23 protein-coding genes are annotated in these 23,924 nt (G+C 70.3%); 15 read left to right on the top strand and 8 right to left on the bottom strand.

Going from position 1 to position 23,924, the window contains the following annotated elements:
• Positions 1-36: 36 nt before the first annotated feature.
• The 7 genes from rapZ to IFT90_RS07485 all read left to right on the top strand — a co-directional run bounded on the left by rapZ (position 37) and on the right by IFT90_RS07485 (position 5,950).
• On the top strand, positions 37-918 hold the full coding sequence (gene rapZ, locus IFT90_RS07515) for an RNase adapter RapZ (protein WP_123545826.1): 882 nt from the start codon (positions 37-39) through the stop codon (positions 916-918).
• A gap of 85 nt (positions 919-1,003) precedes the next feature.
• A complete protein-coding gene (gene whiA / locus IFT90_RS07510; protein WP_123545824.1) occupies positions 1,004-1,984 on the top strand; it encodes a DNA-binding protein WhiA in 981 nt (326 codons plus the stop codon).
• Positions 1,985-2,145: 161 nt separating this feature from the next.
• The gene (gene gap, locus IFT90_RS07505) at positions 2,146-3,150 is read left to right on the top strand and encodes a type I glyceraldehyde-3-phosphate dehydrogenase (protein ID WP_123545822.1); all 1,005 of its coding nucleotides are present in this window, start codon (positions 2,146-2,148) and stop codon (positions 3,148-3,150) included.
• A 94-nt stretch (positions 3,151-3,244) separates the two neighbouring features.
• A complete protein-coding gene (gene pgk, locus IFT90_RS07500; RefSeq protein WP_192041674.1) occupies positions 3,245-4,456 on the top strand; it encodes a phosphoglycerate kinase in 1,212 nt (403 codons plus the stop codon).
• Positions 4,450-5,238: a triose-phosphate isomerase gene (gene tpiA, locus IFT90_RS07495; RefSeq protein ID WP_192041673.1), complete on the top strand. Its 789-nt coding sequence runs from the start codon at positions 4,450-4,452 to the stop codon at positions 5,236-5,238. Before pgk ends, tpiA begins: the two co-directional genes overlap by 7 nt.
• A 104-nt stretch (positions 5,239-5,342) precedes the next feature.
• Positions 5,343-5,594: a preprotein translocase subunit SecG gene (gene secG, locus IFT90_RS07490; protein ID WP_056054823.1), complete on the top strand. Its 252-nt coding sequence runs from the start codon at positions 5,343-5,345 to the stop codon at positions 5,592-5,594.
• The gene (locus IFT90_RS07485) at positions 5,594-5,950 is read left to right on the top strand and encodes an RNA polymerase-binding protein RbpA (protein WP_192041672.1); all 357 of its coding nucleotides are present in this window, start codon (positions 5,594-5,596) and stop codon (positions 5,948-5,950) included. Before secG ends, IFT90_RS07485 begins: the two co-directional genes overlap by 1 nt.
• 112 nt (positions 5,951-6,062) lie before the next feature.
• On the opposite strand, the gene pgl is transcribed toward IFT90_RS07485, so the two are convergent.
• The 6 genes from pgl to tkt all read right to left on the bottom strand — a co-directional run bounded on the left by pgl (position 6,063) and on the right by tkt (position 14,275).
• Complete coding sequence (pgl, locus tag IFT90_RS07480; protein WP_192041671.1) at positions 6,063-6,833, bottom strand: 6-phosphogluconolactonase; 771 nt, start codon at positions 6,831-6,833, stop codon at positions 6,063-6,065.
• Positions 6,834-6,847: 14 nt separating this feature from the next.
• Complete coding sequence (locus IFT90_RS07475; RefSeq protein WP_192041670.1) at positions 6,848-7,792, bottom strand: glucose-6-phosphate dehydrogenase assembly protein OpcA; 945 nt, start codon at positions 7,790-7,792, stop codon at positions 6,848-6,850.
• Positions 7,789-9,324, bottom strand: a complete 1,536-nt coding sequence (gene zwf, locus IFT90_RS07470; RefSeq protein ID WP_192041669.1) for a glucose-6-phosphate dehydrogenase — start codon at positions 9,322-9,324, stop codon at positions 7,789-7,791. Before zwf ends, IFT90_RS07475 begins: the two co-directional genes overlap by 4 nt.
• 108 nt (positions 9,325-9,432) lie before the next feature.
• A complete protein-coding gene (locus IFT90_RS07465; RefSeq protein ID WP_192041668.1) occupies positions 9,433-11,028 on the bottom strand; it encodes a glucose-6-phosphate isomerase in 1,596 nt (531 codons plus the stop codon).
• The gene (gene tal / locus IFT90_RS07460; protein ID WP_192041667.1) at positions 11,025-12,155 is read right to left on the bottom strand and encodes a transaldolase; all 1,131 of its coding nucleotides are present in this window, start codon (positions 12,153-12,155) and stop codon (positions 11,025-11,027) included. The genes IFT90_RS07465 and tal overlap by 4 nt, the downstream gene beginning before the upstream one ends.
• A 26-nt stretch (positions 12,156-12,181) precedes the next feature.
• Positions 12,182-14,275 (bottom strand): transketolase, encoded by a 2,094-nt coding sequence (gene tkt / locus IFT90_RS07455; RefSeq protein WP_192041666.1) that lies wholly within the window; start codon positions 14,273-14,275, stop codon positions 12,182-12,184.
• Between the two features lie 319 nt (positions 14,276-14,594).
• Between tkt and IFT90_RS07450 the strand changes: the two genes are divergently transcribed.
• Together IFT90_RS07450 and IFT90_RS07445 are read left to right on the top strand one after the other, a co-directional pair.
• Positions 14,595-15,518, top strand: a complete 924-nt coding sequence (locus IFT90_RS07450) for a heme o synthase (protein ID WP_146900862.1) — start codon at positions 14,595-14,597, stop codon at positions 15,516-15,518.
• Between the two features lie 8 nt (positions 15,519-15,526).
• On the top strand, positions 15,527-16,096 hold the full coding sequence (locus IFT90_RS07445; RefSeq protein WP_192041665.1) for a GNAT family N-acetyltransferase: 570 nt from the start codon (positions 15,527-15,529) through the stop codon (positions 16,094-16,096).
• On the opposite strand, the gene IFT90_RS07440 is transcribed toward IFT90_RS07445, so the two are convergent.
• Complete coding sequence (locus tag IFT90_RS07440; protein WP_371812180.1) at positions 16,057-17,028, bottom strand: heme A synthase; 972 nt, start codon at positions 17,026-17,028, stop codon at positions 16,057-16,059. The two genes, IFT90_RS07445 and IFT90_RS07440, sit on opposite strands and share 40 nt — an antisense overlap.
• A 288-nt stretch (positions 17,029-17,316) precedes the next feature.
• On the opposite strand from IFT90_RS07440, the gene sufB reads away from it, so the two are divergent.
• The 5 genes from sufB to IFT90_RS07415 are packed head-to-tail and all read left to right on the top strand — an operon-like array spanning position 17,317 to position 21,433.
• Positions 17,317-18,735, top strand: coding sequence for a Fe-S cluster assembly protein SufB (gene sufB, locus IFT90_RS07435; protein WP_146900868.1), 1,419 nt, complete (start codon positions 17,317-17,319; stop codon positions 18,733-18,735).
• Positions 18,736-19,959, top strand: a complete 1,224-nt coding sequence (sufD, locus tag IFT90_RS07430; protein WP_192041664.1) for a Fe-S cluster assembly protein SufD — start codon at positions 18,736-18,738, stop codon at positions 19,957-19,959.
• Positions 19,959-20,294 carry a non-heme iron oxygenase ferredoxin subunit gene (locus tag IFT90_RS07425; protein ID WP_192041663.1) on the top strand — a complete coding sequence of 112 codons (336 nt, stop codon included), beginning with the start codon at positions 19,959-19,961 and terminating at the stop codon, positions 20,292-20,294. Before sufD ends, IFT90_RS07425 begins: the two co-directional genes overlap by 1 nt.
• A 12-nt stretch (positions 20,295-20,306) precedes the next feature.
• Positions 20,307-21,098, top strand: a complete 792-nt coding sequence (sufC, locus tag IFT90_RS07420; protein ID WP_192041662.1) for a Fe-S cluster assembly ATPase SufC — start codon at positions 20,307-20,309, stop codon at positions 21,096-21,098.
• A 2-nt stretch (positions 21,099-21,100) separates the two neighbouring features.
• On the top strand, positions 21,101-21,433 hold the full coding sequence (locus IFT90_RS07415; protein ID WP_146900878.1) for a metal-sulfur cluster assembly factor: 333 nt from the start codon (positions 21,101-21,103) through the stop codon (positions 21,431-21,433).
• A gap of 81 nt (positions 21,434-21,514) precedes the next feature.
• On the opposite strand, the gene IFT90_RS07410 is transcribed toward IFT90_RS07415, so the two are convergent.
• Positions 21,515-22,120, bottom strand: coding sequence for a biotin transporter BioY (locus IFT90_RS07410; protein ID WP_192041661.1), 606 nt, complete (start codon positions 22,118-22,120; stop codon positions 21,515-21,517).
• Between the two features lie 150 nt (positions 22,121-22,270).
• Here IFT90_RS07410 and IFT90_RS07405 point away from each other — a divergent pair, with 150 nt between their 5' ends.
• Positions 22,271-23,869: an ABC-F family ATP-binding cassette domain-containing protein gene (locus IFT90_RS07405; RefSeq protein WP_123545786.1), complete on the top strand. Its 1,599-nt coding sequence runs from the start codon at positions 22,271-22,273 to the stop codon at positions 23,867-23,869.
• Positions 23,870-23,924 lie beyond the last annotated feature (55 nt).

Genomic DNA, 23,924 nt, shown 5'->3' with positions numbered 1-23,924 from the left:
CCGCACCGACCCGCCACCAGCGAAGGCCCCGCCACCATGAGCGACGCACACGAGCAGCAAGAGGTCATGATCGTCACCGGGATGTCCGGTGCCGGCCGGTCGACGGTCGGCAACGCCCTCGAGGACCTGGGCTGGTACGTGGTCGACAACCTGCCCGCCCAGATGCTGCGGCCCCTCCTCGACCTCGCCGAGCGCGCCGGCGACTCGCTGCCGAAGATCGCCGCGGTGGTCGACGTCCGAGGCGGTCGCCTCTTCTCCGAGGCGCAGGAGGCGGTGCGCACGCTCCGTGAGAGCATGCCGAGCAAGGTCCGCGTCCTGTTCCTCGACGCCACCGACGCCGCCCTCGTGCGCCGGTTCGAGCAGGTCCGTCGGCCCCACCCGCTCCAGGGGGACGGCACGCTGCTCGACGGCATCGTCGCCGAGCGCTCGCGGATGGAGGAGCTGCGCGAGACGAGCGACGTCATCATCGACACCTCCGAGCTCAACATCCACCAGCTCGCGACCACCATCACCGAGAAGTTCGCCGAGTCCGAGCGCGCCGGGGTGCAGGTCACGGTGCTGAGCTTCGGCTTCAAGTACGGGCTGCCCGCGGACGCCGACATGGTGGGCGACGCCCGGTTCCTGCCGAACCCGTTCTGGGTCCCCGAGCTCCGCTCGCAGACCGGCCTGGACGAGCCCGTGACGAGCTACGTGATGGCCCAGAGCGGGGCCCGCGACTTCGTCCGGGCCTTCGGCGCCGCCTGCGAGCCCGTGCTCGCCGGCTACCAGCGCGAGAACAAGAGACACGCTACGATCGCCATCGGCTGCACGGGCGGGAAGCACCGATCCGTCACCCTGGTCGGCGAGCTGGCGGCGCATCTGCGCGGGCTCCCCGGGGTGGCCGTCGCCGTGAAGCACCGCGACCTGGGCCGGGAGTGACCCGGCGGTCGCACGGGCGCGCCCTCCGGCTGCGCGGGGCCGTGCCCCGCACGCCCGACAACGACTGATGAAAGAGGAACGACCAGTGGCACAGACCGCCGACGTCAAAGAAGAACTCGCCCGCGTCGAGGTGAGCAGGACGACGGTCCGGGCCGCCGAGGTCGCGACCATCCTGCGGTTCGCCGGCGGGCTGCACGTCATCTCGGGCCGCATCGCCGTCGAGGCCGAGCTCGACAGCCCGGTCATCGCCCGCCGTGTCCGCAAGGACCTCGCGGAGCTCTACGGTGCACGCAGCGACGTGTCCGTCGTGTCCGCGTCGGGGACGCGACGCACCGCCCAGTACCTCGTGCGCGTCCACGAGGCCGGCGAGACCCTGGCCCGCCAGACGGGTCTGATGGACGCCCGCCGTCGTCCGGTCCGCGGGCTGCCGAACCGTCTCACGACCGGGTCCCGCGACGACCTGGCGGCTATCTGGCGCGGTGCCTTCCTGGCCCAGGGCTCGTTGACCGACCCCGGCCGGTCCGCCTCGCTCGAGGTCGTCTGCCCCGGCAACGAGTCGGCCATGGCGCTCGTCGGCGCGGCCGGGCGGCTCGGCATCGCGGCCAAGGCCCGTGAGGTCCGCGGCGTCCACCGGGTGCTGGTCCGTGAGGGCGAGGCGATCAGCGCGATGCTCACGGTCATGGGCGCCCTCAAGAGCGTCAGCGAGTGGGAGGAGATGCGCCAGCGCCGTGAGGTCCGGGCCACGGCCAACCGGCTCGTGAACTTCGACGACGCGAACCTGCGACGCAGCGCGCAGGCCGCCGTCGCCGCCTGCGCCCGGGTCGAGCGTGCCATGGAGCTGCTCGGCGAGGACATCCCCGACCACCTCAAGTACGCCGGCGACCTCCGCCTGGCGCACCGGGACGCGAGCCTCGACGAGCTCGGCCACCACGCCGACCCGCCCATGACGAAGGACGCCGTGGCCGGGCGGATCCGCCGCCTCCTGGCCATGGCCGACAAGAAGGCGTCCGACCTCGGCCTGCCCGGCACCGAGGCCAGCCTGCCGTCCGACCTCGACCTCGACTGACGCCTCCGACGCGGGCCGCGCTCCCGGAGTCACGGAGGCGGTCGACTGGTACTGTCGTAGACGGACGCGAAGCCCGGTCGCCCCGGCCGGATCGTGAGCCACGGGCCTGGTCGCCCGCCCCCTCCACGCGTCCCCGCGACGCCTGATCAACAGGAGTTCCCTTGACCGTCAAGATCGGCATCAACGGCTTCGGTCGCATCGGCCGCAACTACTTCCGCGCGGCGCTCGCCAAGGGCACCGACATCGAGATCGTCGCCGTCAACGACCTGACCGACAACGCCGCCCTCGCGCACCTGCTCAAGTTCGACTCCATCACGGGCCGTCTCGACGCCACGGTCGAGCTCGACGGCGACTCGATCGTCGTCGACGGCAAGCCGATCAAGGTCCTCGCCGAGCGCGACCCCGCCAACCTGCCCTGGGGCGAGCTGGGCGTCGACATCGTCGTCGAGTCGACCGGCTTCTTCACGAAGGCGGAGGACGCGCAGAAGCACATCGACGCCGGCGCGAAGAAGGTCCTGATCTCGGCGCCCGCCACCGGCGACGACGCGACGATCGTCCTCGGCGTCAACGAGGGCATCTACGACCCCGCCAACCACCACATCATCTCGAACGCGTCGTGCACCACGAACAGCCTCGCGCCCCTGATGAAGGTCTTCCTCGACAACTTCGGCGTCGAGCGCGGCCTCATGACGACGGTGCACGCCTACACGGCCGACCAGAACCTGCAGGACGGCCCCCACAAGGACCCGCGTCGTGCCCGCGCCGCCGCGATCAACATCGTCCCCACCTCGACCGGTGCGGCCAAGGCCATCGGCCTCGTCATCCCCGAGCTGTCGGGCAAGCTCGACGGCTACGCGCTCCGCGTCCCGGTGCCGACCGGCTCGATCACCGACGTCACGCTGCAGACCAGCACCCCCGTCACGGTCGAGCAGATCAACGCGGCCTACAAGGCCGCGGCCGAGGGCGACCTCAAGGGCATCCTGCTCTACTCGGAGGACCCGCTGGTCTCGTCCGACATCACGACCGACCCGCACTCCTCGATCTACGACTCGGGCCTCACGAAGGTCATCGGCAACATGGTCAAGATCACGTCCTGGTACGACAACGAGTGGGGCTACTCCAACCGCCTCGTCGACCTGACGAAGTACGTCGCCGACCGCCTGTAGGCGTCCGCACCACGATCGACCCGGGAGGCGGTCAGGCCCTCGGCCTGGCCGCCTTCTCGTCTCTCCACCGACCCCCTCCACAGAATCGAGTTCCATGACCCTCCGAACCCTCGAGTCGCTCGGCTCGACGTCGGGAAAGCGCGTGATCGTGCGCTGCGACCTGAACGTCCCGCTGAAGGACGGCGCCATCACCGACGACGGCCGCGTCCGCGCCTCCGTCGGCACCCTGCAGGCGCTCGTGGCCGACGGCGCCCGCGTCGTCGTCATCTCGCACCTCGGCCGCCCCGACGGCCAGCCCGTCGACGAGTTCAGCCTGCGCCCCGTGGCGGCCCGCCTCGGCGAGCTGCTCGACGCCGACGTCTCGTTCGTTCCCTCCACCGTCGGCAGCGAGGCCGAGGAGGCGGTGGCCGGCCTGGCCGACGGCCAGGTGGTCGTCCTCGAGAACCTCCGGTTCAGCCCGGCGGAGACCTCGAAGGACGCCGACGAGCGTCGCGCCTTCGCTGAGCAGCTCGCGGCGCACGGCGACCTGTTCGTCTCGGACGGCTTCGGCGTCGTGCACCGCGAGCAGGCCAGCGTCTACGAGCTGCCGCAGCTCCTCCCGAGCGCGGCCGGCACGCTCATCGAGACCGAGCTCTCCGTCCTGGAGAAGCTCACCGAGACGCCCGAGCGCCCCTACACGGTGGTGCTCGGCGGCTCGAAGGTGTCCGACAAGCTCGGCGTCATCGAGCACCTGCTGCCCCGGGTCGACTCGATCCTGGTCGGCGGCGGCATGCTCTTCACGTTCCTCGCCGCACAGGGCCACGCCGTGGGCGGCAGCCTCCTCGAGAAGGACCAGCTCGACCGGGTGAGGGGCTACCTCGCCGACGCCGAGGAGCGCGGCGTGCAGATCGTCCTGCCCACCGACGTCGTCGTCGCCTCGGCCTTCTCGGCCGACGCCGAGCACGCGGTCGTCCCCGCGGACGGCATCGAGACCTCCGAGCTCGGGGACGGGGCGATCGGCCTCGACATCGGACCGGACACGGCGACCCGCTTCGCCGAGATCGTCGCCGCCTCGAAGACCGTGTTCTGGAACGGGCCCATGGGCGTGTTCGAGTTCGACGCCTTCGCCCACGGCACGAAGACGGTCGCCGAGGCGCTCACGCGCGTCGACGGCCTGGGCGTCGTCGGGGGAGGGGACTCGGCCGCGGCCGTCCGTGCCCTCGGCTTCGACGACGACCAGTTCGGCCACATCTCCACCGGTGGTGGAGCCAGCCTCGAGTTCCTCGAGGGCAAACGACTCCCCGGACTGGAGGTCCTCGGATGGTGACCACGCGCACGCCCCTCATCGCCGGCAACTGGAAGATGAACCTCGACCACCTGCAGGCCATCGCCTTCGTGCAGAAGCTGGCCTGGAGCCTGAAGGACGCGAAGCACGACCCCTCCTCCGTCGAGGCCGCCGTCTTCCCGCCCTTCACCGACCTGCGCAGCGTGCAGACCCTGCTCGACGCGGACGGCCTCTCGCTCGTCCTCGGCGCACAGGACCTGTCGGCGCACGACAGCGGTGCGTACACGGGCGAGGTCTCCGGCGCCTCCCTGGCGAAGCTCGACGTGCACTACGTCCTCGTGGGCCACTCCGAGCGCCGCACCCTGCACGCCGAGGACGACACCGTCGTCGCGACGAAGGTCGCGGCCGCGCACCGCAACGGGCTCGTCCCCGTGATCTGCGTCGGCGAGACCGCGGACGACCTCGAGACGCACGGGCCGAGCGCCGTCCCGGTAGCCCAGCTCCGCGCCTCCCTGGCCGAGGTCCCCGACACGGCCGAGATCGTGGTCGCCTACGAGCCCGTCTGGGCGATCGGCTCGGGCAAGGCGGCGACCGCCGACCAGGCCGAGCAGGTCTGCGCAGCCCTCCGTCAGGCCCTCGTCGAGCTCGTCGGGGCCGACCGCGCCGCGGCGACCCGCATCCTCTACGGCGGATCGGTCAAGTCGACGAACATCGCGTCGTTCCTGCGCGAGCCGAACGTCGACGGTGCGCTCGTCGGCGGTGCGAGCCTCGACGTGGACGAGTTCGCCCGCATCGTGCGCTTCGAGTCCCACGTCGGCGTCTGACGCCGACCGACAGACGGGTCCCTCTCCCGCCCGCGGGTGAGGGACCCGTCGCCGCGTGCGGCAGTTATACTCGTCAACGGTCTCACCGCATCGAAAGGTCCCCCTTGGAAATTCTGCAGGTCATCCTGCAGGTGCTGCTCGGCATCACGAGCCTCCTGCTGACCCTCCTCATCTTGCTGCACCGCGGTCGCGGCGGCGGTCTGTCCGACATGTTCGGCGGCGGTGTCACGAGCAACCTCGGTGCATCCGGGGTCGCCGAGCGCAACCTGAACCGCATCACCGTGTTCCTCGGGCTCGTCTGGATCACGTGCATCGTGGTCCTCGGCCTCATCACGAAGTTCTCGGCGGTCAGCTGATGGCCTCCGGAGGCAGCGCCATCCGTGGTTCGCGCGTCGGCGCCGGCCCCATGGGCGAGCAGGACCGCGGGTACCACGCCGAGCGCGTGACGATCTCGTACTGGGACGCCCTGGGCAACGAGGTCGTCCGCCACTTCGCCGCGAACGTGCCTGACGAAGAGATCCCCGAGACGGTCGACTCCCCGTCCAGCGGCCTCCCCGCCGGACGCGACAAGGCCGACCCGCCGACCGTCGCGAAGCTCGAGCCCTACAAGACGCACCTCGCGTACGTCAAGGAGCGACGGTCCGAGGAGGAGGCTGCCCAGCTCCTGGAGGAGGCGCTGCAGCAGCTGCGCGTCCGCCGGGGCAAGGCCTAGCCCGGCCCCCGCGTCCGGTCGCCACCGGTCGCCCGCAAGAGAAGCCCCGCAGCTCGGCTGCGGGGCTTCTCTCGTGTCGAGGCCCGGTCCGTCGCCGGACCGGGCCCGTGGATCAGTACGTCGAGGCGATCAGGTTCTCGGGGACCTCTGACGCGGCGTCGCTGTCCACGAAGAACACCGTGCGCTTCCGGCCCTTGACGCCGGCCACGGGGACCTGGTCGGCACCGGCACCGGCGAGGGCGAGGCCCAGCGACGACGCCTTCTCCGCGCCGGCGAGGATCATCCACACCCGCTGCGAGTTGTTGATGACGGGCAGGCTCAACGTGAGCCGGACCGGCGGCGGCTTGGGGGAGTCGTCCACCGTCAGCACGGTCGGTCCGCTCATGCGCACCTGGGGCGCGTCCGGGAAGAGGGACGCGACGTGGCCGTCGGGGCCCACGCCGAGGAGCGTGATGTCGAAGCGAGGCGCCTCGTCGTCGCCCTGGGCGTGCTCGAGGAGCTCGGCCCGGTACGCGACCGCGGCGGCCTCGACATCGCCGAACTCGCCTACGGCGCCGAAGCGGTGCACGTTCTGCGGCTCGACCCCGATGTGCCCGAGCAGGTCGATCTCGGCCTGCCGGTCGTTGCGGTCGTCGTGGCCGCTCTCGACCCAGCGCTCGTCGGCCCACCAGAACGAGACCTTGGACCAGTCGACGCTGTCCCGCGCGGGGGAGGCGTTGATGGCCGCGAGCACGACCGTGCTCACCGACCCGCCGCTGACGACGACGGAGGCGTAGTTCTGCTCCTCCAGGACGTCGATGATCTTGGTGATGAAGCGCGCGGCGACTGAGGCGCCCAGCGATTCCTTGTCGGGGTGAACCAGCACCCGGCGTTCGTTGCTCACTGTGTCAGTCTGTCCTAGTTGCTCTCGACGGGCTCCGCCAGCTGGCGGACCCCCTGCTTCACGACGTCCCCGAAGAGGTCGTCGGGGTCGAGTCTACGGAGTTCCTCCGCGAGGCAGTCGCGCAGCGACCGGCGTGGCAGCGAGAGGTCGTGGGTGGGCTGGTCGGGCTGCGTCAGCGTCGCCACGTCGACGACGGCGCGCTCGAGGACGATGGCGCCGGAGGCGCGCACGAGCCGGACCCCGTGGATGCCGCTGGAGCCGTTGCCGCGGGTCAGCTCGTTCACCACAGGCACCTGCAGCTGCAGCCGAAGCCACGCGGCAAGCAGCAGCGTCGACGGGGAGTCGGGGGCACCGTCGACCCGGACCTCGGTCACGGGCTCGTAGGGCGGCTGGTCGAGGACGGCCGCGAGCTGGGTGCGCCAGAGAGTGAGGCGCGTCCAGGCGAAGTCCGTGTCGCCGGGCTGGTAGGTCTCGGCGAGGTCGACGATGCTCTGACGCGGGTTCGGCTGGCTGGCCGCGTCGGTGATGCGGCGCTGGGCGATGCGTCCGAGAGGCGACTCCGCGACGACCTCGGGAGCGCGACCGGGCCACCAGACGACGACGGGGGCGTCGGGCAGCAGGAGACCGGTGACCAGCCCCTCCTCGTCGCTCGCGGTGTCGCCGTAGGCGCGCAGGAGGATGACCTCGCTCGCGCCCGCGTCCCCGCCGACCCGGATCTGGGCGTCGAGCCGGGGCTCCTCGTCGTCGCCGCCCGGAGCGGTCGACACGACGATGACGCGCATGGGGTGCTCACGGGAGGCGTCGTTGGCGGCCTCGATGGCCTCCTCCTCCTCGCCGTGGCTCGTCGAGATGATGAGGGTGAGCACGCGCCCGAGCGCGACGACGCCGCCCTCCTCGCGGATGGTGACGAGCGTCTTCTGCACTCGGCTGATGGTGCTGGCGGGCAGATCGACGATCACGGGCGTCTCCAGGTGCGGCCGTCACGGGCCATGAGTTCATCGGCGGACTGGGGGCCCCACGTTCCGGGGCGGTACTGCTCGGGCTGGCCCTGAGTCGCCCAGAACTCCTCGATCGGGTCGAGGATCTTCCAGGAGAGCTCGACCTCCTCGTGTCGGGGGAACAGGGGCGGGTCGCCCAGCAGGACGTCGAGGATGAGGCGCTCGTAGGCCTCGGGGCTGGCCTCGGTGAAGGCGTGGCCGTAGCCGAAGTCCATCGTGACGTCGCGCACCTGGGTGCCGATCCCGGGGACCTTCGAGCCGAAGCGCAGGGTGACGCCCTCGTCGGGCTGCACGCGGATCACGAGGGCGTTCTGGCCCAGCGAGGTCTGCGTTCCGAAGATGTTCTCGGGCACCTGCTTGAAGACCACGGCGATCTCGGTCACGCGACGCCCCAGGCGCTTGCCGGCCCGGAGGTAGAAGGGCACGCCGGCCCAGCGCCGCGTCGCGATCTCGAGCTTCACGGCGGCGAAGGTCTCGGTGACGCTCTCGGGGTTCATCCCCTCCTCGTCGAGGAACCCGAGGACCTTCTCGCCGCCCTGCCAGCCTCCCGAGTACTGGCCACGGGCGGTCCCGGCGGCGATGTCCTCGGGGATCCGGACCGCGGAGAGGACCTTCTCCTTCTCGGCACGGAGGTGAGACGCGGCGAACGTGACCGGCTCCTCCATGGCCGTGAGGGCGAGGAGCTGGAGGAGGTGGTTCTGGATGACGTCGCGAGCGGCACCGATGCCGTCGTAGTAGCCGGCCCGGCCGCCGACCCCGATGTCCTCGGCCATCGTGATCTGGACGTGGTCGACGTAGTTCGAGTTCCAGAGGGGCTCGTACATCTGGTTGGCGAACCGGAGGGTCAGGAGGTTCTGGACCGTCTCCTTGCCCAGGTAGTGGTCGATGCGGAAGACCGAGTCGGGCTCGAAGACGCTCTCGACCACGGCGTTCAGCTCGCGGGCGGTCGTGAGGTCGCTGCCGAACGGCTTCTCGATCACCACGCGGCGCCACGCGCCGTCCTTCTCCTCGGCCAGGCCGCTGCTGCGCAGCTGCTCGGTGACCATCGGGAAGGCCTTGGGCGGGATCGAGAGGTAGAAGGCGTGGTTGCCCATCGTGCCGCGCTCCCGGTCGAGCTCCTCGATCGTGTCCTTGAGGCGCGTGAACGAGTCGGCGTCGTCGAACGTGCCCTGCACGAAGCGGAAGCCCTCCTTCAGCTGACGCCAGACGTCCTCGTCGAAGGGGGTGCGGGCGTGCTGCTTGACGGCCTCGTAGACGACCTGCTCGAAGTCCTGGCCCTCGAACTCGCGGCGGGCGAAGCCGACGAGCGCGAAGCCGGGGGGCAGGAGGCCGCGGTGGGCGAGGTCGTACACGGCCGGCATGAGCTTCTTGCGCGACAGGTCGCCGGTGACGCCGAAGATGATGAGGCCGCTCGGGCCGGCGATCCGGTTCAGGCGTCGATCGGAGGGCAGCCGCAGGGGGTTGTGCTCCGGCGTGATCTCGACGGGTGACATCGTGGTGGTTCCTTCAGGGTCGTTCTCTCGGGCACGGTCACGTGGCACGTGGTCGTCCGACCACGGCGAAGGGGGCCGGCGTCCTCACGGACACCGGCCCCCTCACGCTCAGCGGACTGCGGCGAGCAGAGCGGGCAAGGCGCCCGCCACGTCGTCGACGGTCAGCCGGAGCACGGGACGACCGTGGTCGGCCAGCACGGTCGCGTCGCCGGCGGCCTGCGCCTGGACCAGCTGCCCGAAGGTGAACGGGCTCTCCGGGATCTCGAGGTCGGTCGACGCCGTCTGGGTGATCTGGAGGAACACGCCGTTGGCGGGCCCGCCCTTGTGGTACTGGCCCGTGGAGTGCAGGAAGCGAGGTCCCCACCCGAAGGTGACGGGACGCTTCGTGCGCGCCGCGAGCACGTCGCGGAGCTCCTCGAGCTGCGGGTAGGCCACGCGGTCGGCGTAGGCCTGGATCGACAGGTAGCCGTCGTCGGTCAGGGCCGACAGGAGGGCCGAGACGGCCGACTCGAGCGAGTCGCCGAGCTCGACGCCGCCGACCTCGCGGACCTCGACGCCCTCGGCGGTGAACGCCGGGGGAGTCGGGGCCGGACGGTCGTCGAGCAGCGCCCGCGTGGCGACCTTCGCCGACTCGACGTCGGGCTGGTCGAACGGGTTGATGTCGAGCAGGCGCCCGGCGACCGCGACGGCGTACTCCCAGACCATGACCTGACCGCCGAGAGAACCCGAGATCTCGACCTCGCCCGGAGCGACCTCACGGGTCTCCGCCGCGTTCGCGACCAGGCGCACGACCTGCACGTCGTGCAGGCCCAGGCTGATCTCCGGAGCGTCCGTGCCGAGCACGACGGGGAGGAGGCCGCGACCCTGCTTGCCGGTCGACTCGGCGATCAGCTGCTCGGCCCAGTCAGGGAAACCGATGATGTGCGTGCCGTCGGCGACGATCGCGATCTTGTCGCGCAGGGGCGAGGTGCCCGCGAGGACGGCGCCCAGCACGAGGCCGGGGTTGTCCGCGCTGTCCTGCGAGAGCTCGACCGTGACGGCGTCCGCCTCGGCGAGCAGCTCGCGGATGTCGGCGCCGGCGAGGCCGGACGGCACGAGGCCGAAGGCCGACAGCGCCGAGTAGCGGCCGCCGATGGCGGGGTCGGCGTTGAAGACGCGGTAGCCGGCCTCGCGGGCCTGCCCGTCGAGGGGCGAGCCCGGGTCGGTGACGACCACGATGCGCTCGACCGGGTCGATGCCGGCGTCGCGGAAGGCCTTCTCGAAGGTCTTGCGCTGGCTGGCGGTCTCGACGGTCGAGCCGGACTTCGACGACACGACGAGCACGGTCCGCTCGAGGCGGTCGTGCAGGGCCGTCAGGACCTGGCCGGGCTCCGTGGCGTCGAGCACGGTCAGCTCGACGCCGTAGGTGCGCGTGATGACCTCGGGGGCCAGCGACGAGCCGCCCATGCCCGCGAGCACGACGTGGTCGACGCCCTTGGCGGCGAGCTCCTCGCGGAGCGCGTCGATCTCGTCGAGGAGGGGCGTGGAGACCACGACGGCCTCGGTCCAGCCGAGACGCTTGGCTGACTCCTCCTCGGCGTCCGGGCCCCAGAGGGTGGGGTTCTGCGCCGTGATGCCGGAGGCGACGAGGTCGCTGACCAGCTGGGGCACGACGGTCTCGACGGCGGTGGCCGCGTCGCCGCTCGCGGCGATCGTGATGGTCACTTGGCGTCCTCGGCGGTGGGCTTCGAGGACTCGAGGGCTGCGGTGACGGTGTCGAGCAGCTCGTTCCAGGAGACGATGAACTTCTCCACGCCCTCCTTCTCGAGCAGCTCGGTGACCTCGTCGTACGAGACGCCCACGGCCGCGATCGCGTCCATGACCTCGTTGGCGGAGGCGTAGGAGCCGCTGATCGAGTCGCCGCGGACCTCGCCGTGGTCGAAGGTCGCCTCGAGGGTCTTCTCGGGCATCGTGTTCACGACGTCGGCGGCGACGAGCTCGACCACGTAGGTCGTGTCGAGGACGGCAGGGTCCTTGACGCCGGTCGAGGCCCAGAGGGGACGCTGCTTGTTGGCGCCGGCGGCGAGCAGGCCCTTCGCGCGCTCGGTGTCGAAGGCCTGGACGTAGGCCTCGTAGGCGAGCTGGGCGTTCGCGACGCCCGCCTTGCCCTTGAGGGCCGTCGCCTCGTCGGTGCCGACGGCCTCGAGACGCTTGTCGATCTCGCTGTCGACGCGCGACACGAAGAACGACGCGACGGAGTGGATCTCGCTGATGTCGATGCCCGCGGCCTTGGCCTGCTCGAGACCGGTGAGGTACGCGTTGATGACGGCGCGGTAGCGCTCGAGGCTGAAGATCAGGGTGACGTTGACGCTGATGCCCTTGGCGATGACGGCGGTGATGGCCTCGAGGCCCTCGACCGTCGCGGGGATCTTGATGAGCGCGTTGGGACGACCCACCTTGGCGGCGAGCTTGACGGCCTGGTCGATGGTGCCCTGCGCGTCGTGCGCGAGGCCCGGCTCGACCTCGATCGACACGCGGCCGTCGAAGCCCTTGGTGTCGTCGTAGATGCCGCGGAAGATGTCGCAGGCGCGGGTGACGTCGTCGGTCGTGATCTCGAAGACCGCGTCGGTGACGCTCACGCCGGTCTTGGCGAGCAGAGCGACCTGGTCGTCGTAGGCCTCGCCCTTGGCGAGGGCCGACGCGAAGATGGTCGGGTTCGTGGTGACGCCCACGACGTTGCGCTCGGCGATCAGCTTCTCGAGGCCGCCGGCGTTGATGCGCTCACGCGAGAGGTCGTCGAGCCAGATGCTGACGCCCGCGGCGGAGAGCTGTGCGGTGTTGGTGTCGGTCATGTCGTTCTCTTCTTTCTTGCCGGCGCTCAGAGAGCGGCCAGCGAGTCCTTGACGGCGGCCACGGCGGCTTCGGTGGTGATGCCGAACTCGCGGTAGAGCGTCTTGTAGTCGGCGGAGGCGCCGAAGTGCTCGATGGAGATGCTGCGGCCGGCGTCGCCGACGATGCCGCGCCACGGGAGCGCGACGCCTGCCTCGATCGAGACGCGGGCCTTGACGGCGGCCGGGAGGACCGCCTCCTTGTACTCGGCGCTCTGCTCGTCGAACCACTCGAGGCTGGGAGCCGACACGACGCGGGCGTTGATGCCCTCGCCGCGCAGGACCTCACGGGCCTCGACGGCGATCTGCACCTCGGAGCCCGTGGCGATCAGGATCACGTCGGGCGTGCCGCCGGGAGCCTCGGCGAGGACGTACGCGCCCTTGGCGACGTTCTTGGCGGACGCGAAGGTCTCGCCCTCGGCGTCGCCGTCGCCGCGCTCGAAGACGGGCAGGTTCTGGCGGCTGAGCGCCAGGCCGGCCGGGCCGTCGAAGCGGTCGAGGATGGTCTTCCAGGCCCAGGCGGTCTCGTTGGCGTCGGCGGGGCGCACCACGGCGAAGTCGGGGATCGCGCGGAGGGCGGCGAGCTGCTCGACCGGCTGGTGCGTGGGGCCGTCCTCGCCGAGCGCGACCGAGTCGTGGGTCCAGACGTACGTCACCGGCGACTTCATCAGGGCGGCGAGACGCACGGCGGGGCGCATGTAGTCGCTGAAGATGAGGAAGGTGCCGCCGAACACACGCGTGTTGCCGTGCAGGGCGATGCCGTTCATGATCGAGCCCATGGCGTGCTCGCGGATGCCGAAGTGCAGCACGCGACCGTAGGGGTTGCCCTGCCACTCGTGGGTCGACCACTCGGCCGGCACGAAGGAACCGCCGCCGTTGATGGTCGTGAGGTTCGACTCGGCGAGGTCGGCGGAGCCGCCCCAGAACTCGGGGACGACGCCGGCGATGGCGTTGATGACCTTGCCGGAGGCGGCTCGGGTCGAGACCTCCTTGTCGGTCGGGAAGACCGGCAACGCCTCGTCGAGGCCCTCGGGCAGCTCGCCCTCGAGGACGCGGTCGAGGAGGGTCTTCTTGTCGGGGTTGGCCGAGGCCCACTCGTCGAACGACGTGCGCCACTCGGCGTGCTGCGCCTGGCCGCGCTCGACGGCCTTGCGGGTGTGCTCGAGGACCTCGGGGTCGACGTCGAAGGTCTTCTCGGGGTCGAAGCCGAGCACCTCCTTCAGGCCCGCGAGCTCTTCGGCGCCGAGCGCCGAGCCGTGGATCTTGCCGGAGTTCTGCTTCTTGGGCGAGGGCCAGCCGATGATCGTCTTGAGGATGATCAGCGAGGGCTTGCTCGTCTCGGCCTTGGCGGCCTCGATCGCGTCGTTGAGGGCGGCGACGTCCTCGACGTACTCGCCCGTCTTCTTCCAGTCGACGACCTGGACCTGCCAGTCGTACGCCTCGTAGCGCGCGTGGACGTCCTCGGTGAAGGCGATGTTGGTGTCGTCCTCGATCGAGATCTGGTTGGAGTCGTAGATCACGACGAGGTTGCCGAGCTGCTGGTGACCGGCGAGCGAGGACGCCTCGCTGGTGACGCCCTCCTGCAGGTCGCCGTCGCCGGCGATGACGTAGACGAAGTGGTCGAAGGGCGAGGTGCCGACGGCGGCCTCGGGGTCGAACAGGCCGCGCTCGAAGCGGGCGGCGTACGCCATGCCCACGGCGGAGGCGAGGCCCTGGCCGAGGGGACCGGTGGTGATCTCGACGCCGTCGGTGTGGCCGTACTCGGGGTGGCCGGGCGTCTTCGAGCCCCAGGTGCGCAGCGCCTTGAGGTCGTCGAGCTCGAGGCCGTAGCCGCCGAGGTAGAACTGGACGTACTGGGTCAGCGAGCTGTGCCCGACCGAGAGGACGAAGCGGTCGCGGCCGATCCACTCGCTGTCGCTGGGGTCACGACGCATGACCTTCTGGAAGAGGAGGTACGCGGCGGGCGCGAGGCTCATCGCCGTCCCCGGGTGGCCGTTCCCGACCTTCTCGACCGAGTCGGCCGCGAGGACGCGGACCGTGTCGACGGCCTTGTTGTCAATGGATTCCCACTGCAGATCTGCCACTTGGAGATGACCCTTCTTGTTGCGAACTGCGCGGGGTCGATTCGCTCCCGCGCTGACATGCGCCTGCCGAGACGTCGTCGGCTGCGGCCGCTCGGGCACGGACCGGAGGTCGCGCGACAGGGAGCCGATGGTTCGATGTCGAGGATTCCGTCGCCGTGCGGGCGTGCGACTGGCAAGCACCTGCAAGTATAGGGACGAAAGGGCTCGCTCCGCCCGCAGGAGGCGCGCCGTTCCGCCGTCAGCGTCGCCGGTCATCGCCTAGACTCGCTGGTTCGCCTAGACTCTCCGCGCCGAACCGTACATCTCGTCAGAGGGACCCATGACCGCAGCCATCGACACCCGCCCCACCACCGGACCTCGGGGCATCCGTCGCAAGGCTGGCGCCTACGTCGCGCTCACGAAGCCCCGCGTGATGGAGCTGCTGCTCGTCACCACGGCACCGACCATGTTCCTGGCCCAGGGCGGCGTGCCGAACCTGTGGCTCGTCGCGGCCACGCTGATCGGCGGTGCGCTCAGCGCCGGCTCGGCCTCCGCCTTCAACTGCTACATCGACCGCGACATCGACCGCATCATGAAGCGGACCCAGGGCCGCCCGCTCGTCACCGGCGAGGTGACGGACCGCGAGGCGCTGGCGTTCTCCTGGATCGTGGGCCTCGCCTCCATCGTCTGGCTGGCCCTCACGGTCAACCTCCTCTCGGCCGCCCTGTCGCTCGGCGCGATCCTCTTCTACGTGGTCGTCTACACGCTGTGGCTCAAGCGCCGCACGCCGCAGAACATCGTCTGGGGCGGCATCGCCGGGTGCATGCCCGTCCTGATCGGCTGGGCCGCCGTCACGAACGACCTCAGCTGGCCTCCGGTCATCCTCTTCATGGTGATCTTCCTCTGGACCCCGCCGCACTACTGGCCCCTGTCGATGAAGTACCGGGACGACTACGCCGCCGCGTCGGTGCCCATGCTGGCCGTCGTCCGAGGCCGGTCGTCCGTCGGCCTCCAGGTGATCCTCTACGCGTGGGCCACCGTCGCCTGCTCGCTGCTGCTCGTCCCCGTCGCCCACATGGGCGTGCTCTACACGGTCGTCGCCCTCGCGAGCGGCACCTGGTTCGTGTGGGAGTCGCACCGCCTGTACAGCCGTGCGATCCAGCACGTCGCCGAGGTCCGTCCCATGCGCGTGTTCCACAGCTCCATCACCTACCTGACGCTGCTCTTCATCGCCGTCGGCATCGATCCGCTCCTGCCGTTCTGAGGCGTCCGGTGAGCTCCGGCACCGAGGACGTCCTCGACTGGACCGTCCGTGAGGGGCGACCCGACGACGTCGACGCCCTCGCCGACCTGAAGCTCGCCGCCCTCGAGCCCGACCTGAGGCGAGCGGGCGTCTGGCGTCCGCCGTACAACCGTGCGCGCTTCGAGCGCGAGTTCGTGCCGACCGAGACCCGCGTGGTCGAGGTCGGGGGGCGCCTCCTCGGCTGCCTCGCGGTGCACCCGGAGGGCGACGACGTCTGGCTGCGCCATTTCTACCTGGCCGAGGAGGCGCGGGGCCGGGGGATCGGCACGCGCCTGCTCCGGGAGGTGCTCGCCTCGCTCGGGTCGCGGCCCGTGCTGCTGGACGTGCTGACGGGCAGCCGCGCGGCGGGCCTGTACCTCCGGCACGGCTTCGTCTCGGTCGAGGACGACGGCGTCGACGTGATCATGCGGCGGGACGCACCGGACGCATCGGACGCGCCGGACGCATCGGACGCGCCGGACGCATCGGTCGGGCTCGGTGCTCCCGCGGACGGGCCCGCTCAGAGTCGGACGGACTCCGGGGAGTCGACCGTCAGCTGAGCCTCGGACGGGCTCTGGTCCTCACGCAGCGAGAGGACGAACGCGGTCGTCGCCGCCACCAGGAGCGCCGCCAGCACCATGTGCGAGCCGACGAGGAGCGGCGGCAGTCCCGTGCGCGCCTGGGCGATGCCTACCGCGATCTGGACGAGCTCGACACCGAGGAGGGCGAGGGGGAACCGGCGCGGGAGACCGGTGCGGAGGGTCCAGACGACGACCGCGAGGGTCAGCGCGAGGGTCGCGTAGGCGGGCCAGCTGTGCACGTGGTCCATGACGGCCGGGTCGAGGCCGTTGCGGGGCGTGGCCGCGTCGCCGGCGTGTGGGCCGGAGCCGGTCGTCAGCACGCCGACGACCACGGTGACCAGCACGACGCCGGACAGCACGTGGACGAGTCGGGCGTAGGCGGGGGGAGTCGCGGCGTGGTGACCGCGAGGTCCGCGGAGAACCCGCCACACGAGCACCGTGGACAAGGCGACCAGGGCGATCGAGACGAGGAAGTGCGCCCCGACGATGTACGGGTTCAGGCCCGTGAGGACGGTGATGCCGCCCAGCACGGCCTGGAGGGGGATGCTCATGCCCTGGGCGAAGGTGAGCCAGAACAGCTCGCGGCGCTGCTTGCGCATGCGGAGGACGAAGAGGAAGGCGAGCACGACGACTGCCGTGAGGACGAAGGTGAGGAGGCGGTTGCCGAACTCGATCACCCCGTGGATCCCCATCTCGGGCGTGCTGACGAACGAGTCGGCGGTGCAGCGAGGCCACGTCGGGCAGCCGAGACCGGACCCGGTCAGCCGCACCGCGCCTCCGGTGCCGATCAGCAGGACCTGACAGAGCAGCGAGGCCCAGGCGATGAACCGGACGCGGCGGTCGGTCGTCGTCGGCAGCCACCGCCAGAGGCGCGTCACGGGTCCGGGCCGGGTCACCTGTGCGTTGCTCACGAGTTGCTGCCTTTCGTCACATCCGCCGCTCTGCCCTGTAGAATCGATGAGTTCAGGGACACACCCGACACGAGCGTCGACGACGACGCCCGAGGGCCGTGGGATCCGCAGAAGCGGTACGCGGACCTCACGTCAGTCTAAGCAACGCCGGCTCCGCCTCCGCTCCACGCAGGCAGCCGTCGCCGCTCGACCGGGAGTCCGTCTCGCAGCGCGAGCAGCTGGGCCCCCATCCGACGGGGAATGGTCACGACCCGACCCACGTTCGGCCCAGCAGAGAAAGAGGTAGTCATGTCAGACGTGTTGATCGACCGACCAGAGCTCGAGAGCCTGGGGCAGTACGAGTTCGGCTGGTCCGACTCCGACGCAGCAGGCGCGTCCGCGCGCCGTGGCGTGTCGCCCGAGGTCGTCACCGACATCTCGGCGCTGAAGAGCGAACCGGAGTGGATGCTCAAGAACCGGCTCAAGGGCCTGGCGCTCTTCGAGCGGAAGCCCATGCCGACCTGGGGCGCCGACCTCTCCGGCATCGACTTCGACAACATCAAGTACTTCGTCCGCTCCACCGAGAAGCAGGCGACGACGTGGGAGGAACTCCCCGACGACATCAAGAACACGTACGAGAAGCTCGGCATCCCCGAGGCCGAGCGGAACCGCCTCGTCGCGGGCGTCGCCGCCCAGTACGAGTCCGAGGTCGTCTACCACCAGATCCGCGAGGACCTGGAGGAGCAGGGCGTCATCTTCATGGACACCGACACGGCCCTCCGCGAGCACCCCGAGATATTCCAGGAGTACTTCGGCACGGTGATCCCGGCCGGCGACAACAAGTTCGCCGCGCTGAACACGGCCGTCTGGTCGGGCGGCTCGTTCGTCTACGTGCCGAAGGGCGTCCGGGTCGAGATCCCGCTGCAGGCCTACTTCCGCATCAACACCGAGAACATGGGCCAGTTCGAGCGGACGCTGATCATCGCCGACGAGGGCAGCTACGTCCACTACATCGAGGGCTGCACGGCACCGATCTACAAGAGCGACTCGCTGCACTCGGCCGTCGTCGAGATCATCGTGAAGAAGAACGCCCGCGTTCGCTACACGACGATCCAGAACTGGTCGAACAACGTCTACAACCTCGTGACCAAGCGCGCCATCGCCCACGAGGGCGCGACCATGGAGTGGATCGACGGCAACATCGGCTCCAAGGTGACGATGAAGTACCCCTCGATCTACCTGGTCGGCGAGCACGCCAAGGGCGAGACCCTGTCCGTCGCCTTCGCCGGCCCCGGCCAGCACCAGGACGCCGGCGCGAAGATGATCCACATGGCGCCCTACACGACGTCGTCGATCGTCTCGAAGTCGATCGCCCGGGGCGGCGGCCGAGCCGGCTACCGCGGCGAGGTCCGCGTCGACGACGCGGCCCACCACTCGGCGAACACGGTGCGCTGCGACGCGCTGCTGGTCGACACCATCTCGCGCTCCGACACCTACCCGGCGATCGACATCCGCGTCGACGACGTGCAGCTAGGCCACGAGGCGACGGTGTCCCGGGTCAGCGAGGAACAGCTCTTCTACCTCATGTCGCGAGGCATGGCGGAGGACGAGGCAATGGCCATGATCGTGCGCGGGTTCATCGAGCCGATCGCCCGGGAGCTGCCGATGGAGTATGCGCTCGAGCTCAACAAGCTCATCGAGATGAGCATGGAAGGATCAGTCGGCTAGATGTCCGCCGCAGCACCCACCACCACAGACACCGCGCCCGAGGGCGTCCAGCACGGCGCAGGGGCGCACAGCGACGGCGGATGGGGCCTCGTGCCCGTCCAGACCCGTTCTGGCCGCTTCCGCTCCACCGACCCCGCGGCCTTCGCGGCCGTCACCGGCCGGGAAGTCGACTGGAAGCTCAGTCCCGTCGACCGCCTCCGTCCGCTCATCGACGGTCCGCTCGACGGCTCGCCGTACGCGTACCTCGCCCGGGAGACCGGCGGCGCGGCCGTCGAGTGGCTCGACCGCGCCGACGCCCGTGTCGGGCGCGCCGGTGCGCCGGAGGACAAGGCCTCGGCGAACGCCTGGGCCTCGACCGAGAAGGTCCTCGCCGTGACCCTGACCGGGGACGAGCCGTCCACGGTCACGATCGGCCGGAGCGGCCTCGACAGCGAGCCTCGCGCCGGCCACACCGTCATCCACGCGACCGCGAACACCCGCTCGATGGTCGTGCTCCGCAACACCGGCTCGGCGCAGCTCGTCGAGAACGTCGAGATCGTCGTCGACGACGGTGCGCACCTGACCGTCGTCACCCTGCAGGAGTGGGACGACGACGCGATCCACCTGGCGAGCCACTTCGCCACGATCGGTCGCGACGCGCAGCTCAAGCACTTCGTCGTCTCGCTCGGCGGCTCGGTCGTGCGGGTGAACCCCTCGGCCCACCTGGCCGGGCAGGGCTCGGACACCGAGCTCTACGGCGTCTACTTCGCCGACGCGGGCCAGCACCTCGAGCAGCAGGTCTACGTGCACCACGACGCCCCGAACAGCCGCAGCCGCGTCAACTACAAAGGCGCGCTGCAGGGCGTGGGCGCCCGCACGGTCTGGATCGGCGACGTCCTGATCGCGCGCACGGCGCCCGGGACGGACAGCTACGAGCAGAACCGCAACCTCGTCCTCAGCGAAGGCACACGGGCGGACTCGATCCCGAACCTGGAGATCGAGACGGGCGACATCGCCGGGGCGGGCCACGCCAGCGCCACCGGCCGGTTCGACGACGAGCACCTCTTCTACCTGCAGTCCCGGGGCATCTCGGAGCACGAGGCACGCCGTCTCGTCGTCCTCGGGTTCCTCAGCGAGGTCGTGCAGAAGATCGGCGAGCCCGAGCTGCAGGAGCGTCTCATCGACGCTCTCGAGGTCGAGCTCACCGCCGGTGAGGGCCTCCCGACGGCAGGCGGCGCCGCCTGATGGCCGGGGTCAAGGTCTGCGGCGTCGACGACGTCACGCCGGCCCAGGCGATGCGCGTCGTCGTCGAGGGGGTCGCCGTCGCCGTCGTCAAGGACAGCTCGGGCGACGTCCACGCGATCGGCGACACCTGCACCCACGGCGACATCTCGCTCTCCGAGGGCTTCGTCGAGGACGACACGCTCGAGTGCTGGGCGCACGGCTCCAAGTTCGAGCTGACGACCGGCAAGCCGCTCACCCTCCCTGCCTACGAACCCGTCCCGGTCTTCCGTGTCACCGTCGTCGACGGTGACGTGTACGTCGACACCACCGCGTCGTCCGCCGACGTCGCACAGTAAGGAAAAGAACGCATGTCCACTCTCGAGATCCGCGACCTCAAGGTCAGCATCGACACCGACCAGGGCGTCAAGCCCATCCTCAAGGGCGTCGACCTCACCATCAACGAGGGCGAGATCCACGCCGTCATGGGCCCGAACGGCTCCGGCAAGTCCACCCTCGCCTACACGATCGCCGGGCACCCCCGCTACAACGTCGACGGCGGCAGCATCCTGCTCGACGGTCGCGAGGTGCTCGACATGTCGGTCGACGAGCGGGCCAAGGCCGGTCTCTTCCTGGCCATGCAGTACCCGGTCGAGATCCCCGGCGTGACGGTCGCCAACTTCCTCCGCACCGCCAAGACCGCCCTGGACGGTGAGGCTCCCGCGATCCGCACCTGGATCAAGGACCTGCGCACCCACATGAGCGACCTCAAGATGGACGCCTCGTTCGCCGAGCGCAACGTCAACGAGGGCTTCTCGGGCGGCGAGAAGAAGCGTCACGAGATCATGCAGCTCGAGCTGCTGAAGCCGAAGTTCGCCGTCCTCGACGAGACCGACTCCGGTCTCGACGTCGACGCGCTCAAGATCGTCTCCGAGGGCGTCAACCGCGCCAAGGCCAACACGGGCCTCGGCCTGCTGATGATCACGCACTACACGCGGATCCTCCGGTACATCAAGCCCGACTTCGTCCACGTCTTCGTCGACGGCCACGTCGCCGAGCAGGGCGGCCCCGAGCTTGCCGACCGTCTCGAGGACGAGGGCTACGACCGGTACGTGTCCGCGGCGGCCGCCGCGGCGGCCGGGACGACGCCGGCGGGCAGCTGACCATGGCCGTCGCCCTCGCCCCGGAGAAGTTCGACGCCACGATCGAGGCTCTCAAGGAGGTCGTCGACCCCGAGCTCGGGGTCAACATCGTCGACCTCGGCCTCATCTACGACCTCGCCATGGACGAGGAGCACGAGAACGCCCTCATCATCAGCATGACGCTGACGTCGGCCGGCTGCCCGCTGACCGACGTGATCGAGGCCGACACGGCCAACGCCCTCGACGGCGTGGTCGACGCCTTCCGCATCAACTGGGTCTGGATGCCGCCGTGGGGCCCCGACCGGATCACCGACGACGGCCGCGACATGATGCGCGCGATCGGCTTCTCGATCTGATCCACCCCGCACACGAAGGACGCCCCCGGTCGATGACCGTGGGCGTCCTTCGTGTGCGCGCACGCTGAGCGCGGGGCGCTCCTACTTGCCGAGACGCCCGAGAACACGCCACGCGAGGGGGAGTGCAGAGGCGGCGATGAGCCACTTCGCGACTCCGCCCACGATGAACGGGTACACGCCGAGCGCCAGGACACTGCCGAGCGACGCGTCGATGCCGAGGGAGTTCAGCACGACGGCCATGTAGGGGAGGCCCGTGGCGAACGGGATGAGGCTGGCGAGGAAGAACGCGGCAGCGGACAAGGCCCACTTCTTGTCCCAGTCGCGCTGGGACAGCCAGCCGATGACGAGCGCGGCCGGGACGAAGCCGAGGATGAAGCCGAAGCTCGGACGCAGCACGCTGAGCGGACCGCCGGAGAACTCGGCGAAGATCGGCAGCCCGGCGACGCCGAGGACGAGGTACGTGAGCATCGACAGGGCGCCGCGTCGGGCCCCCAACGTGGCGCCGACGAGCATCACGGCCAGGGTCTGACCGGTGATCGGCACGGGCCACATGGGCACCTGCACCTGCGCGAGGGCCGACGTGAAGGCGACCCCGCCGAGCACCAGGGCGACGTCGGTGGCCCAGCTGCGGGCCACCAGCCGGTCGGCGAGGACCGGCCGCGAGATCGATGCGGCGGTGTCAGTCATGCAAGTCTCCTAGTATGGGTAGGTTGATCGGCCGAGCGGCTGGTCGGCAGCGCAGTGCTGCGACCCCTCTCCACGCGACGTCCTCATCCTAGAGGCGGCCCCACGCCGGGCCCTGTTGTGGACATCTCCCCAATCGATTGGACTTCTGCTGTGCTTTCCGTGCACGATCTCGAGATCCGCGTCGGCGCGCGTCTGCTCATGGCCGACGTGAGCTTCCGCGTCGACAAGGGCGACAAGATCGGTCTGGTCGGCCGCAACGGCGCCGGCAAGACCACCATGACCAAGACGCTCGCCGGCGAGACCCTCCCGACGGGCGGCAAGATCGACCGTCACGGCGAGATCGGCTACCTGCCGCAGGACCCTCGCAGCGGCAACCCCGAAGACCTCGCCCGCACGAGGATCCTCGACGCGCGCGGTCTCGGCCAGCTGCTGCTGGGCATCCAGGAGGCGACCCTCGCGATGGGCGATCCCGACCCGGACGTGGCGGCGCGGGCCATGAAGCGGTACGGCGACCTCGACGACCAGTTCAACGCGCTCGGGGGCTACGCCGCCGAGGCCGAGGCCGCCTCCATCGCCAGCAACCTGAGCCTGCCCGACCGCATCCTCGACCAGCCCCTCTCGACGCTGTCGGGCGGTCAGCGCCGGCGCATCGAGCTCGCGCGCATCCTGTTCTCGGCCGCGGACACGATGATCCTCGACGAGCCGACCAACCACCTCGACGCCGACAGCGTCGTGTGGCTGCGCGAGTACCTCAAGACCTACCAGGGCGGCGTCATCGTCATCAGCCACGACATCGAGCTGGTCGAGGAGGTCGTCAACCGCGTCTTCTACCTCGACGCCAACCGCCAGGCCATCGACATCTACAACATGGGCTGGCGCAACTACCAGCGCCAGCGTGCCGCCGACGAGGAACGCCGCAAGAAGGAGCGCAGCAACGCCGAGAAGCAGGCCTCGGCGCTGCAGAAGCAGGCCGCCCGCTTCGGCGCGAAGGCCTCGAAGGCCGCCGCGGCCCACCAGATGGTCGCCCGAGCCGAGAAGCTGCTCTCCGGCCTCGAGGAGGTCCGCGCCGTCGACCGCGTCGCCAAGCTGCGGTTCCCCACGCCGGTCGCCTGCGGCAAGACGCCCCTCATGGCTTCGAACCTGTCGAAGAGCTACGGCTCCCTCGAGATCTTCACCGCCGTCGACCTCGCCATCGACCGTGGCTCGAAGGTGGTCATCCTCGGCCTGAACGGCGCCGGCAAGACGACCCTGCTGCGCATCCTCGCGAGCGTCGACGAGCCCGACACCGGCCAGCTGGAGCCCGGGCACGGCCTGCGCGTGGGCTACTACGCGCAGGAGCACGAGACCATCGACGTCAAGCGCAGCGTGCTCGAGAACATGGTGTCGTCCTCGCCGAACATCACCGAGATGGAGGCGCGGCGGGTGCTCGGCTCGTTCCTCTTCACCGGGGACGACTCGGCCAAGCCCGCGGGCGTGCTCTCCGGCGGCGAGAAGACCCGCCTCGCGCTGGCGATGATCGTCGTCTCCGGTGCGAACGTGCTGCTGCTCGACGAGCCCACGAACAACCTCGACCCTGCCAGCCGCCTCGAGATCCTCGACGCCCTGGCGAACTACGAGGGTGCCGTCGTGCTCGTGAGCCACGACGAGGGCGCCGTCGAGGCGCTGAACCCCGAGCGCGTCCTCATCATGCCCGAGGGCACCGAGGACCACTGGACCCCGGACTACTCGGACCTGATCAACCTGGCCTGAGCCCGACCGGCGTCGTCGGCCGGCGTCCGCGCCGACGCCGCCGGGCGATGACGAC

This window comes from Frigoribacterium sp. CFBP 8766, assembly GCF_014841435.1.
In the GTDB taxonomy this organism is placed as follows: domain Bacteria; phylum Actinomycetota; class Actinomycetes; order Actinomycetales; family Microbacteriaceae; genus Frigoribacterium.
This window is presented reverse-complemented; position numbering and strand designations above follow the sequence as displayed.

Coding starts and splice junctions, on each gene's coding strand:
- tal (WP_192041667.1), bottom strand. CDS start 12,155: ATGACCGACACCAACACCGCACAGCTCTCCGCCGCGGGCGTCAGCATC.
- IFT90_RS07450 (WP_146900862.1), top strand. CDS start 14,595: ATGACCGCAGCCATCGACACCCGCCCCACCACCGGACCTCGGGGCATC.
- sufD (WP_192041664.1), top strand. CDS start 18,736: ATGTCCGCCGCAGCACCCACCACCACAGACACCGCGCCCGAGGGCGTC.
- pgk (WP_192041674.1), top strand. CDS start 3,245: ATGACCCTCCGAACCCTCGAGTCGCTCGGCTCGACGTCGGGAAAGCGC.
- IFT90_RS07485 (WP_192041672.1), top strand. CDS start 5,594: ATGGCCTCCGGAGGCAGCGCCATCCGTGGTTCGCGCGTCGGCGCCGGC.
- IFT90_RS07425 (WP_192041663.1), top strand. CDS start 19,959: ATGGCCGGGGTCAAGGTCTGCGGCGTCGACGACGTCACGCCGGCCCAG.
- rapZ (WP_123545826.1), top strand. CDS start 37: ATGAGCGACGCACACGAGCAGCAAGAGGTCATGATCGTCACCGGGATG.
- IFT90_RS07410 (WP_192041661.1), bottom strand. CDS start 22,120: ATGACTGACACCGCCGCATCGATCTCGCGGCCGGTCCTCGCCGACCGG.
- sufC (WP_192041662.1), top strand. CDS start 20,307: ATGTCCACTCTCGAGATCCGCGACCTCAAGGTCAGCATCGACACCGAC.
- tpiA (WP_192041673.1), top strand. CDS start 4,450: ATGGTGACCACGCGCACGCCCCTCATCGCCGGCAACTGGAAGATGAAC.
- IFT90_RS07415 (WP_146900878.1), top strand. CDS start 21,101: ATGGCCGTCGCCCTCGCCCCGGAGAAGTTCGACGCCACGATCGAGGCT.
- zwf (WP_192041669.1), bottom strand. CDS start 9,324: ATGTCACCCGTCGAGATCACGCCGGAGCACAACCCCCTGCGGCTGCCC.
- sufB (WP_146900868.1), top strand. CDS start 17,317: ATGTCAGACGTGTTGATCGACCGACCAGAGCTCGAGAGCCTGGGGCAG.